This is a genomic window from Mycolicibacterium vulneris (genome assembly GCF_002104765.1).
GTDB lineage: Bacteria > Actinomycetota > Actinomycetes > Mycobacteriales > Mycobacteriaceae > Mycobacterium > Mycobacterium vulneris.
Genome location: NZ_NCXM01000016.1, coordinates 98,638 through 111,534, shown reverse-complemented (window position 1 = coordinate 111,534; position 12,897 = coordinate 98,638). Strand labels below are relative to the sequence as shown.

At 68.1% G+C, this 12,897-nt stretch carries 6 protein-coding genes and 1 pseudogene; 3 read left to right on the top strand and 4 right to left on the bottom strand.

Translation table 11 applies throughout. From position 1 onward, the window contains the following. Positions 1–113 precede the first annotated feature (113 nt). From fadD32 to B8W69_RS16855, 3 genes are read left to right on the top strand one after another with little or no spacing between them, the layout of a single operon-like run. Positions 114–2,012: a long-chain-fatty-acid--AMP ligase FadD32 gene (gene fadD32, locus B8W69_RS16865; protein WP_085290951.1), complete on the top strand. Its 1,899-nt coding sequence runs from the start codon at positions 114–116 to the stop codon at positions 2,010–2,012. 13 nt (positions 2,013–2,025) lie between these two features. After that, positions 2,026–7,401, top strand: a complete 5,376-nt coding sequence (gene pks13, locus B8W69_RS16860) for a polyketide synthase Pks13 (protein ID WP_439330622.1) — start codon at positions 2,026–2,028, stop codon at positions 7,399–7,401. An 11-nt stretch (positions 7,402–7,412) separates the two neighbouring features. Next, entirely contained in the window at positions 7,413–8,987 is a 1,575-nt protein-coding gene (locus tag B8W69_RS16855; RefSeq protein ID WP_110881971.1) for an acyl-CoA carboxylase subunit beta, read from the top strand. 160 nt (positions 8,988–9,147) lie between these two features. Here B8W69_RS16855 and B8W69_RS16850 read toward each other — a convergent pair whose 3' ends face one another. The 4 genes and pseudogenes from B8W69_RS16850 to B8W69_RS16835 form a co-directional block, all read right to left on the bottom strand. Further along, positions 9,148–10,923, bottom strand: coding sequence for an acyl-CoA dehydrogenase family protein (locus B8W69_RS16850; RefSeq protein ID WP_085290949.1), 1,776 nt, complete (start codon positions 10,921–10,923; stop codon positions 9,148–9,150). A gap of 95 nt (positions 10,924–11,018) precedes the next feature. After that, positions 11,019–11,636: pseudogene (locus B8W69_RS32255) on the bottom strand (Crp/Fnr family transcriptional regulator); the annotation flags it as partial. A gap of 38 nt (positions 11,637–11,674) precedes the next feature. Further along, positions 11,675–12,121, bottom strand: a complete 447-nt coding sequence (locus tag B8W69_RS16840; protein WP_085290948.1) for an FHA domain-containing protein — start codon at positions 12,119–12,121, stop codon at positions 11,675–11,677. Between the two features lie 119 nt (positions 12,122–12,240). Beyond that, positions 12,241–12,756: a hypothetical protein gene (locus tag B8W69_RS16835; protein ID WP_085290947.1), complete on the bottom strand. Its 516-nt coding sequence runs from the start codon at positions 12,754–12,756 to the stop codon at positions 12,241–12,243. Positions 12,757–12,897 lie beyond the last annotated feature (141 nt).

The following is a 12,897-nucleotide window of genomic DNA, read 5'->3' as shown; positions in this document are numbered from 1 at the left end:
GCGGGTGCGGTGCGAGGTTCTGTGTGCGCGTAGACATGTAACCGTCGGCGGAGCCGACCTAGGAACAACGCGTCGGCCGAGCCGACCGAAAACAGGTGCGACAGGAGAGCGGCATGGTGTACCACAACCCGTTCATCGTGAATGGAAAGATCAAGTTCCCGGACAACACGAACTTGGTCAAGCACGTTGAGAAATGGGCCAAGGTTCGCGGCGACAAGCTCGCCTACCGGTTCCTGGACTTCTCCACCGAGCGCGATGGCGTCGCCTGCGACATCTCCTGGTCGGAGTTCAGCGCCCGCAACCGCGCCGTCGGCGCCCGGCTGCAACAAGTCACGCAGCCCGAGGACCGCATCGCCGTGCTCTGCCCGCAGAACCTGAACTACCTCGTCGCCCTCTTCGGCGCGCTGTACGCCGGCCGGATCGCGGTGCCGCTGTTCGACCCGAGCGAGCCGGGCCACGTCGGCCGCCTGCACGCCGTGCTCGACGACTGCACCCCGTCGACGATCCTGACCACCACCGAGGCCGCCGAGGGCGTCCGCAAGTTCATCCGCGCCCGCGCGGCAAAGGAGCGCCCCCGCGTCATCGCCGTCGACGCGGTGCCCAACGAGGTCGCGTCCACCTGGGAGCCGCCGGAGGCCACTGAGGACACCATCGCCTACCTGCAGTACACCTCCGGCTCCACCCGCACCCCGACCGGCGTGCAGATCACCCACCTGAACCTGCCCACCAACGTGCTGCAGGTGCTCAACGGCCTGGAAGGCAAGGAGGCCGACCGCGGCCTGTGCTGGCTGCCGTTCTTCCACGACATGGGCCTGATCACCGCGCTGCTGTCGCCGGTGATCGGTCACAACTTCACCTTCATGACCCCGGCCGCCTTCGTGCGCCGGCCCGGCCGGTGGATCCGCGAAATGGCGCGCAAGCCCGAGGACGCCCCGGACTGCGAGGTCATCACCGTGGCGCCGAACTTCGCGTTCGAGCATGCCGCGGTGCGCGGTGTGCCCAAGGACGGCGAGCCGCCGCTGGACCTGAGCAACGTCAAGGCGATCCTGAACGGCAGCGAGCCGGTGTCCCCGGCCTCGATGCGCAAGTTCTACGAGGCGTTCTCGCCCTACGGGCTGCGCGAGACCGCGATCAAGCCGTCCTACGGCTTGGCCGAAGCGACACTGTTCGTCTCCACCACGCCGATGGACCAGGCTCCCACCGTCATTCACGTCGACCGTGACGAGCTGAACAAGCAGCGCTTCGTCGAGGTGCCCGCCGATTCGCCGAAGGCCGTTCCTCAGGTTTCCGCCGGCATCGTCGGGGTGGACGAGTGGGCCGTCATCGTGGACCCGGAGACCGCCAGCGAGCTGCCCGACGGTCAGATAGGCGAGATCTGGCTGCACGGCAACAACATGGGCGTCGGCTACTGGGGCAAGGAAGAAGAGACCAACGACGTCTTCCGTAACATCCTCAAGTCACGGGTCAGCCCGTCGCACGCCGAGGGTGCCCCCGACGACGGCATGTGGGTGAAGACCGGCGACTACGGCACCTACCACAAGGGCCACCTGTACATCGCGGGCCGCATCAAGGACCTGGTCATCATCGACGGTCGCAACCACTACCCGCAGGACCTCGAGTACTCGGCGCAGGAAGCCAGCAAGGCGCTGCGCACCGGCTACGTCGCCGCCTTCTCGGTGCCGGCCAACCAGCTGCCAAAGGAAGTGTTCGACAACCCGCACACCGGCATCAAGTACGACCCCGACGACGCCTCCGAGCAGTTGGTGATCGTCGCCGAGCGCGCCGCCGGCTCGCACAAGCTGGACTACCAGCCCATCGCCGACGACATCCGGGCCGCGATCGCCGTGCGCCACGGCGTCACGGTTCGCGACCTGCTGCTGGTGCAGTCGGGAACGATCCCGCGTACCTCCAGCGGCAAGATCGGGCACCGCGCCTGCCGCGCGGCTTACCTCGACGGCAGTCTGCGAAGCGGCGTCGGTTCTCCGACGGCCTTCGCCAGCTCCACTGACTGAATCCCTGAGGACCATGGCTGACACTGAGCACCCCGAAAACCAGACCCCGGGCCCTGACGGGGAGGTGCCCGCCAAAGAGACCGACATGCGCGCCGGCGACGATGCAGAGCGAAGCGATGAGGAGCGGCGCCCAACAACCGTCCCGGAGATGCGTCAGTGGCTGCGCAACTGGGTGGGCCGCGCCGTCGGGAAATCGCCCGACGACATCGACGAATCGGTGCCGATGGTCGAGCTGGGCCTGGCGTCGCGGGACGCCGTGGCGATGGCCGCCGACATCGAGGACATGACCGGTGTCACCCTGTCGGTTGCGGTGGCCTTCCAGCATCCGACGATCGAATCGCTGGCCACCCGCATCATCGAGGGCGAACCCGAGGTGCCCGACGACGAGCTCGACGGCGCCGACTGGACGCGCACCGGCCCGGCGGAGCGCGTCGACATCGCGATCGTGGGCCTGTCCACCCGGCTGCCCGGCGACATGAACTCCCCGGACGAGACCTGGGCGGCGCTCATGGAGGGCCGCGACGCCATCACCGATCTGCCCGAGGGCCGCTGGTCGGAGTTCCTCGAGGAGCCGCGCATCGCCCAGCGCGTCGGCACCGCCCGCACCCGCGGCGGCTACCTGAAGGACATCAAGGGCTTCGACTCCGAGTTCTTCGCGGTCGCCAAGACCGAGGCCGACAACATCGACCCCCAGCAGCGGATGGCGCTGGAGCTCACCTGGGAGGCGCTCGAGCACGCCCGGATTCCGGCGTCGAGCCTGCGCGGCGAGTCCGTCGGCGTGTACGTCGGCTTCTCCAACAACGACTACCAATTCCTGGCGGTGTCCGACCCCACCGTCGCGCACCCCTACGCGATCACCGGAACGGCCAGCTCGATCATCGCCAACCGGGTGTCCTACTTCTATGACTTCCGCGGCCCGTCGGTGGCAATGGACACCGCCTGCTCGAGCTCGCTGGTGGCGACGCACCAGGCGGTGCAGGCGCTGCGCAACGGTGAATGTGACGTCGCGCTCGCCGGCGGCGTCAACGCGCTGCTCACGCCGCTGGTGACGCTCGGTTTCGACGAGATCGGCGCCGTGCTGGCACCCGACGGCCGGATCAAGTCGTTCTCCTCGGACGCCGACGGCTACACCCGTTCCGAGGGTGGCGGGATGTTCGTGCTCAAGCGGGTCGACGACGCCCGCCGCGACGGCGACCAGATCCTGGCCGTCATCGCCGGCAGCGCGGTCAACCACGACGGCCGGTCCAACGGCCTGATCGCCCCCAACCAGGACGCCCAGGCCGAGGTGCTGCGGCGGGCCTACAAAGACGCGGGCATCGACCCGCGCACCGTCGACTACATCGAGGCGCACGGCACCGGCACCGTCCTGGGTGACCCGATCGAGGCTGAGGCGCTGGGCCGCATCGTCGGGCGGGGCCGCCCCGCCGACCGTCCGGCGCTGCTGGGCGCGGTGAAAACCAATGTGGGACACCTGGAGTCGGCCGCCGGCGCGGCGAGCCTGGCCAAGGTGGTGCTGGCGTTGCAGCACGACAAGCTGCCGCCGTCAATCAACTTCGCCGGCCCCAGTCCCTACATCGACTTCGACGGCATGCGCCTGAAAGTCATTGACAGTGCCAGTGATTGGCCGCGCTACGGCGGCTACGCGCTGGCCGGGGTGTCCAGCTTCGGCTTCGGTGGGGCCAACGCGCACCTGGTGGTGCGCGAGGTCTTACCACGTGACGTCATCGAACGCGAAGCCGAGCCGCAGCCCGTCGCCGCCGTGCCGGCCGCCGACGCGGCCGAGGCGCCCACGCTGGAGAGCCACTCGCTGCGGTTCGACGACTTCGGCAACATCATCCCCGACGCCTTGGAGGCCGAGGAGCCAGAGTACGAGCTGCCGGGCGTGACCGACGAGGCGCTGCGCCTCAAAGAGATCGCGCTCGAAGAGCTTGCCGCACAAGAGGAGTCGGAGCCGACCAAGCCGCTGATCCCGCTCGCGGTGTCCGCCTTTTTGACATCGCGCAAGAAGACCGCCGCCGCCGAACTCGCGGACTGGATGGAAAGCCCGGAGGGGCAGGCGTCGTCGCTGGAATCCATCGGTCGGGCGCTGTCGCGGCGCAACCACGGCCGCTCGCGCGCGGTGGTGCTGGCCCACGACCACGAGGAGGCCATCAAGGGCCTGCGCGCGATCGCCGAGGGCAAGCAACGGCCCAACGTGTTCAGCACCGACGGGCCGGTGACCAGCGGCCCGGTGTGGGCGATGGCCGGTTTCGGGGCGCAGCACCGCAAGATGGGCAAGAGCCTGTACCTGCGCAACGAGGTCTTCGCCGAGTGGATCGAGAAGGTCGACGCGCTGATCCAGGACGAGCGCGGCTACTCGGTGCTCGAGATGATCCTCGACGACTCGGTCGACTACGGCATCGAGACCAGCAACGTCGTCATCTTTGCGATCCAGATCGCGCTGGGCGAGTTGCTCAAGCACCACGGCGCCAAACCCGCTGCGGTGGTGGGCCAGTCGCTCGGCGAGCCCGCGTCGGCCTACTTCGCCGGTGGCTTGTCGCTGGCGGACGCTGCCCGCGTGATCGCGTCGCGCTCGCACCTGATGGGCGAGGGCGAGTCGATGCTGTTCGGCGAGTACATCCGGTTCATGGCGCTCGTCGAGTACTCCGCCGACGAGCTCAAGACTGTGTTCGGTGACTTCCCCGGCCTGGAGGTGTGTGTCTACGCCGCGCCCAGCCAGACCGTGATCGGTGGGCCGCCGGACCAGATCGACGCGATCGTCGCACGCGCGGAGGCCGAGGGCCGCTTCGCCCGCAAGCTGCAGACCAAGGGCGCGGGCCACACCTCGCAGATGGACCCGCTCCTCGGTGAGTTCTCCGCCGAGCTGCAGGGCATTCACCCGCTGAGCCCGACGGTCGGGATCTTCTCGACGGTGCACGAGGGAACCTACATCAAGCCCGGCGGCGAGCCGGTGCACGATGTCGACTACTGGGTCAAGGGAATGCGGCACTCGGTGTATTTCACCCACGGCGTGCGCAACGCGGTCGACAGCGGCCACACCACCTTCCTGGAGCTTGCACCCAACCCGGTGGCGCTGATGCAGATCGGCCTGACCACCGCCGCCGCGGGACTGCATGACGCCCAACTGATTCCGACGCTGGCCCGCAAGCAGGACGACGTCGAGTCGATGATCTCGGCGATGGCCCAGCTCTACGTCCACGGCCACGACCTGGACATCCGCACCTTGTTCAGCCGCGCCCAGAGCCCCGAGGATTACGCGAACATCCCGCCGACCCGGTTCAAGCGCAAAGAGCATTGGCTGGATGTGCACTTCTCCGGCGACGGCTCGGTGATCATGCCGGGGACCCACGTCGCGTTGCCGGACGGCCGCCACGTCTGGGAGTACGCGCCGCGCAACGGCGAGACAGATCTGGCCGCACTGGTGAAATCCGCTGCGACACAAGTTCTTTCGGATGCCCAGTTGGTGGCCTCCGAGCAGCGCGCGGTGCCCGGCGCGGGCGCCCGGCTGGTGACGACGATGACCCGGCACCCCGGTGGCGCCGCGGTGCAGGTGCATGCCCGCATCGACGAGTCCTTCACGCTGGTCTACGACGCGCTGGTGTCGCGGGCAGGACAGAGTGTGGCCGCGTTGCCCACCGCGGTGGGCGCCGGTGCGGCCATCGCCGCCCCGACCACGACCGCCGCGCCCGCCGCGCCCGCCGAGGAGCCCGACGCCGAGACGCTGTCGGACAGCCTGACCAACCGCTACCTGCCGTCCAGCGTGGGCCGGTGGACGCCGGATTCCGGCGAGAGTATCGGCGAGCGGCTGGGCCTGATCGTCTCCGCGGCCATGGGTTACGAGCCCGAGGACCTGCCGTGGGAGGTGCCGCTGATCGAGCTCGGCCTCGACTCGCTGATGGCGGTGCGGATCAAGAACCGCGTCGAATACGACTTCGACCTGCCGCCAATCCAATTGACGGCCGTGCGCGACGCCAACCTGTACGCCGTCGAGAAGCTGATCGAGTACGCGATCGAGCACCGCGACGAGGTCGAGCAACTGCACGAGCATCAGAAGACGCTGACGCCCGAGGAGATCGCCCGGGAGCAGGCCCAGTTGCTCAGCGGGGCAACGCCGACGTCGGCCGCCGCACCCGCACCGGACCCACAGGCCGAGCCCGAGACGCAGCCGGCGCCGGACGCGACGATCCCGCCGCCACCGACGGATCCGTCCGGCCCGAAGGGCGCGGCGACCAACGGCGCGAAGCCGGATCTCGCGGGGGCGCTCAGCCAGGAGGCGGTGTCCAAGGCGCTGAATTCCGATGTGCCGCCACGTGATGCCGCCGAGCGGGTCACCTTCGCCACCTGGGCGATCGTCACGGGCAAGTCGCCGGGCGGCATCTTTAACCCGCTGCCCAAGCTCGACGAGGACACCGCGGCCAAGATGGCGCAGCGTCTCTCTGAGCGCGCCGAGGGCGCCATCACCGCCGAGGACGTGCTGACGTCGGACACCATCGAGGCACTGGCCGAGAAGGTCCGCCAGTACCTGGAGGCCGGGCAGATCGACGGCTTCGTCCGCACCCTGCGGGCGCGCCCCGAGGGCAGCTCGAAACCCCCGGTGTTCGTGTTCCATCCCGCCGGCGGTTCGACCGTGGTCTACGAGCCGCTGCTGAACCGGTTGCCGGCGGACACGCCGATGTACGGGTTCGAGCGCGTAGAGGGCACCGTTCAGGAACGGGCCGCCCAGTACGTGCCGAAGCTGCTGGAGATGAACGCCGGCAAGCCGTTCATCCTGGCCGGGTGGTCGCTCGGTGGCGCGTTGGCGTACGCCTGCGCGATCGGTTTGAAGCGTGCGGGCGAGGACGTGCGCTTTGTCGGGATGATCGACACGGTGCGAGCCGGCGAGGAGATCCCGCAGACGCAGGAGGAGACCCGCAAGCGCTGGGACCGGTACGCGAAGTTCGCCGAGCGCACCTTCAACGTCGAGATTCCCGCGATCCCCTACGAGCAGCTCGAAGAGCTCGACGACGAGGGCCAGGTCAAGTTCGTGCTGGACATCGTCCAGCAGAGCGGCGTGCAGATCCCGGGTGGCATCGTCGAGCACCAGCGGACGTCCTACCTGGACAACCGGGCGCTCGAGACCGTCCAGATCGAGCCGTACGACGGCCACGTGACCCTGTACATGGCCGATCGCTACCACGACGACGTCATCGAGTTCGAGCCGCGATATGCGGTCCGGCAGCCCGACGGCGGCTGGGGCGAGTACGTGGCCGACCTGGAGGTGGTGGCGATCGGGGGCGAGCACATCCAGGCCATCGACGAACCGATCATCGGCAAGGTCGGTGCTCACCTCTCCGACGTGCTGAATAAGGTGGAGGCCGAAACCAGTCAGACGAGTGAGGTGGGCAAGTAGTGACGGAGACCGTGCCAGCTTCGGGGGCAGCTCCCATCCAGCACACCACCGCCGAGAAGCTGGCCGAGCTCTATGCTCGCCTGGAACTGGCCAAAGAGCCGGGCGGTGAAAAGGCGGTCGCCAAGCGCGACAAGAAGGGCATCCCCAGCGCCCGCGCCCGCATCCACGCGCTGGTCGACCCGGGCACCTTCTTTGAGATCGGCGCGCTGGCCAAGACGCCGAACGACCCGAACGCGCTCTACGGCGACGGGTGCGTCACCGGGCACGCCATGATCGACGGCCGGCCGGTCGGGGTGTTCTCCCACGACCAGACGGTGTTCCAGGGCACGGTGGGCGAGATGTTCGGCCGCAAGGTCGCCAGGCTGATGGAGTGGTGCGCGATGGTCGGCTGCCCGATCGTCGGCATCCAGGACTCCGGCGGCGCGCGGATTCAGGACGCCGTCACCTCGCTGGCGTGGTACGCCGAGCTGGGCCGCCGCCACGAAGCGCTGTCCGGGCTGGTGCCGCAGATCTCCCTGATCTTCGGCAAATGCGCCGGGGGAGCGGTGTATTCACCGATCCAGGACGACCTGCTGGTGTCGGTGCGCGACCAAGGCTACTTTTTCGTGACCGGGCCGGACGTGATTCGGGAGGTCACCGGCGAAGACGTCACGCTCGACGAGCTCGGTGGCTCGGACGCGCAGGCCCGCAACGGCAACATCCACCAGGTGGTGGACTCCGAGGAAGCCGCGTTCCAGTACGTGCGCGACTTCCTGTCGTTCCTGCCGTCGAGCGCCGTCAGCGAGCCGCCGATCGTCAACCCAGGTCTGGAGCCGGAGACGACCCCGACCGATCTGGAGCTCGACTCGATCGTGCCGGACTCGGACAACATGGCCTACGACATGCACGAGATCCTGCTGCGGATCTTCGACGACGGCGACTTCCTCGACGTGGCCGCCCAGCACGGGCCGGCCATCATCACCGGGTTCGCCCGCGTCGACGGGCATCCGGTGGGCGTGATCGCCAACCAGCCGATGCACCTGTCGGGGTCGATCGACAACGAGGCCTCCGACAAGGCGGCGCGATTCATCCGGTTCTGCGACGCGTTCAACATCCCGCTGGTGTTCGTGGTGGACACACCGGGCTTCCTGCCGGGCGCCGAGCAGGAGAAGAATGGCATCATCAAGCGCGGCGGCCGGTTCCTGTACTCGGTCGTCGAGGCCGACGTGCCGAAGGTGACCATCACGGTCCGCAAGTCCTACGGCGGCGCCTATGCCGTGATGGGGTCGAGGCAGCTGACCGCCGACTTCAACTTCGCCTGGCCGACCGCGCGCATCGCGGTGATCGGCGCCGAGGGGGCCGCGCAGTTGCTGATGAAGCGGTTCCCCGACCCCACCACGCCCGAGGCGCAGCAGATCAAGAAGGACTTCATCGAGGGCTACAACCTCAACATGGCGATCCCGTGGACCGCCGCCGAGCGCGGCTTCATCGACGCGGTCATCGACCCGCATGAGACCAGGCTGCTGCTGCGCAAGTCGATGAAGCTGCTGCGGGAGAAGCAACTGTGGTTCCGCACGGCGCGTAAGCACGGGCTCATCCCGATCTAACTCGGCGCGGCGGCACCACTCCGGTCACACCAGCACCGGCCGGCTGACCTGACGGCTGGTCTGCCGATATTGAAGTGCGGCTGTGATTCGGCGCAGCGGAACCGGCGTCAAAAGCCAAGAGCGCGAGGTGTAATCGTCCGCTAACGAACGCTGCAAAGTATTAGAGCCGCAGCGCGCCGTCGAGCAGTTCGTCGAAGTGCTCCTGCGCCTCGTCGGAGTCGGCGTCGATGCCGCGAAGCGCCCCGCGATCGGCGAGATAGCGCTGCGCGTGGAGCCCCGCGACAAGCGCCTTGCGCTCGCCGCCTCGGGTGGCCCGCTCCCAGGCGGCCTGCTCGATGAGCAACGCACCGGCATAGACGTCACCCATGAATTGGGCAAGCGGGAACAGCCTTGCCTCCGCCGTCTGCCTGTCGAGTTTGGTCCACGCGGTGATCGCTGCGTCGAGATCCTCGATCCGGCCGGCGACCAGCCGGGTGGCTTCGCCGCCGTCGGCGACCGACACCGCGTCGCGCATCCGCGCGAGTAGCGTCTCGTGCGCGCGGGTCTGCTCGATCCCGCGCCGCACATCCAGACACAGAATGTTGTCCGGCCCTTCCCAGATGGTGTTCACCTGCGCATCGCGCAGCAGCCGCGCCACCGGCCAGGTCTCGATATAGCCGTTGCCGCCGTGGATTTCGATCGCATCCGATGCCGCGGTGATCCCCAGCCGGCACACCCGCAGCTTGGTGACCGGCACGGCGATCCGTTGCCGCATGCTGCGGGGCTGACGATGGTTGGTGGCGCCGGTGCCGTCGAACACCAGCGCCTGCGCGGCCTCGACGTCGACGATCATCTCGGCGAGTTTGCGCCGCATCAGCGGCTTGTCGATGAGCGCGCCGCCGAACGCCCGGCGCTGCCGGGCATAGCACAGCGATTCCACCAGCGCGCGCCGCGCGTTACCGAGCGCGAACAAGGCGATGCCCAGGCGCGCGGCGTTGGTCAGCTCCATCATGCGTCCCAGCCCCTTGCCGTCCGACGGCCCGGCGTCGGCGTCGGTGGGCTCACCGGACAGCAAAAACGCTTCGGCATCGACGAATTCGACCTCGCCCGAGGCCACCGAGCGGGTGCCCAGCTTGTCCTTCAGCCGGCGGACCTGCACGCCGTTGCGTGAGCCGTCGCGGCGGGTGCGCAGCACCAGGAAGTTGGCGACGCCGCGCGAAGAATCCGGTGCCCCTTCGGGTTTCGCCAGGACGACGAACGCCTCCCCGGCGCAGTTGGACGCGAACCACTTGAAACCGTTCAACAACCACGCGTCGCCGTGCCGGGTGGCGGTGGTCTCCAGCGCCCCCAGATCGGAGCCGCCGGTGCGTTCGGTCAGCAGCTGCGCCGTCTCGCCTGCCCACTCACCGGAGGCGAATTTGGCCAGCACGTGCTCGGCCACATCGGGCGGCGCGTAGCCGGCCACCAGCGACTGGACCATGCCGCCGCCGGTGCCCAACGCGCAGCCCATGCCGATATCGGCTTGGTTGAGCAGATAATTCGACGCGAACATGGTGAACGACGAGCTCGTCTTCGCCTCGCGGGCCTCGGTCCGCAGCGCCTGCTGGGCGTCCAGGACCGCCCGCTTGGACTGCCTGAAGGAGGTCGGCATGACCACCTCGCTGATGTCGTGGCCCCACCGGTCGTAGCGCTGCAGCTGCGGGGGATTACGATCCGTCTCCTCGGCCCACCGCGCCACCGGGCCGCCCATCAGTTCACCGATGCGCGTCAGGTGGCGTTCGGCCAGTGTCAGTTCCTCGGGCTTGAGGTAGTACGCCATGGTGAACTGCAGAGTGGGGTCGGTGAGGTACCAATTGAGCCCCACGGCCCCGCGGTAGTTCTCCGTCGCGTAGCGCTGCGATTTCTCGTCGGTGGAAAACGGCAACCGATCCACGGCCTCTACGGCGTAGTCGCTCATGGCTCAGACGCTACGCGCCGAGCCGATCGTCAGGCAGTAGCGCGCAGCGGGCGCCGTCGGCGATTCGGGTCCGGGCCGGGGCCGTCTCCCGCGTCGGCGCGGCGAGCCAGCGCTTCGGGCTTGACGATCACAACGGTCTTGCCGTCCAACAGGATCCAGCCGCGCGTCGTGAAACCGCGCAGCGCCTTGTTCACCGAAACCCGGTCGGCGCCGACCAGTTGGGCCAGCTCGTCCTGGTTGAGTTCGTGGGCGAGCCGCAGCGCGTCGCCCTCGGGGGTGCCGAAACGCTCGCCCAACACCAGCAGCTGGCGGGCGACACGCCCGGTGACGTCGCTGGAAACCATTTCGACGAGTTGACGTTCGCGGTGCCGCAGCCGCCGGGTCAGCGCACGCAGCAGCTGCTCGGCGATCGCGGGCTGCTCGGCCATCCACGCGCGCAGCGTGGCGCGGTCCATCCACATCGCGCGCACGTCGGTGATCGCCGTGGCGGTGCAGGCGCGCGGGCCGGGGTCGAACACCGCCAGCTCGCCGAAGATGTCCTTGGGGCCGATGATCGCCCGGACGCTGCTGCGGCCGCTGGGCCCACGAGCGGCGATCTGCACCGTGCCTTCGACGATCAGATAGACGCGATCACCGGGGCCGCCCTGAACGAAAATCGTCTCGCCGGGCGTGAATTCGGAGGTGTGGACCTGAACGCGCCCCCCCGTTGTGGCCGGCTCCTGTGGTCACGGACGTCCCCCCTTCGTCGGTGTCAGCCCGTCTGGGCGGTCAGGAAAACCAGCCGGAAATTGCCGATCTGGAGCACGTCGCCGTTGGTCAGCACCGCGGAGTCGATGGCGCCGCGGTTGAGATAGGTCCCGTTGAGGCTGCCGAGATCGACGACGCGGAATTCGCCGTTCTCGCTGCGGAATTCGGCATGCCTGCGGCTGACCGTGATGTCATCGAGAAAGATGTCGCTGGCCGGGTGCCGCCCGGCGTTCATCACCGGCTCGTTCAACATGAACTTCGCCCCGACGTTGGGGCCCCGCTTCACCACCAGCATGGCCGAGCCGCGGGCCAGCGTCGCCGCCGCTTCGGCGACGACCGACGATGTGTCTATTTCGTCGCGGACGTCGGCACGCAGCACCGAACCGATGTCGCCGGTCGGTTCATCCGGCGCGATTGGTTGCTGGCTTGTCTCCCCGTATGACGCCGACACCGCTCCCTTTCACCAGGTTCTCGTCGATACCTCCATCGCAGCAGTTGACGTGAGCGTCAAGATAGGGGCCGAAGTCCCTGTTTCTTCTGAGGCGGTTGTCTCGGCGGTGCGCGGCGCGGCTACGACCCCACCGGCACCACGAACTCGGATGTATAGAACTCCGCCGGGTTCTGCGAGTCGGCGTTCGCCCGCTCGACAATCACCCACACGCCGGTGGTGCCCGGCCGAATGGTGTCGGCAACGGTCGTCGTTCCGTTTCCAGCGCCGTCGAGATCCATGCCGGTAAAGGCGGTTCCCGGGTCACCGGGCCCACAAGTCGACGAGGACGGTCGGGGTTCTTCGATAAGGCCGACGTCGAAATGCATGCCCGGCTCGGGCCCGTCGACCAGATGGACCTCGGCGACGGCCCGGGACCCGCCGGCCCGGACGATGGCCGAACCGCTGCCGAGCATCGGGCTGGGCACCTTGGGGGCGGTGCTGACCTTGCTGAAATCGCAACGCCGCAGATAGTTGTCGAAAACGACCGTCGTACCGCCGCCCTCGGCGGCCGCCGTACCGATGGCCGAACTTGCGGCCGGCGCGATCAGCAGCGTGACCGCGGCCGTGCATTTTCCTAGGCGTGTCAGCATGTGTATCGGCCATCCTTTTCCGTCATGTGAAATGGATCACAGCGGAATGAGTATTGACCGGGAAATGGCGGAATTAAACCTTTGGCCAGTAATTACTCTGCCGTTAATTCAGCGCACTATTACACCGGTGAATAATGACGGGGCAAA

What these genes read in the sequence shown, in the direction of transcription:
- fadD32 (WP_085290951.1), top strand. Translation starts at nt 114, where the DNA reads ATGGTGTACCACAACCCGTTCATCGTGAATGGAAAGATCAAGTTCCCG.
- pks13 (WP_439330622.1), top strand. Translation starts at nt 2,026, where the DNA reads ATGGCTGACACTGAGCACCCCGAAAACCAGACCCCGGGCCCTGACGGG.
- B8W69_RS16850 (WP_085290949.1), bottom strand. Translation starts at nt 10,923, where the DNA reads ATGAGCGACTACGCCGTAGAGGCCGTGGATCGGTTGCCGTTTTCCACC.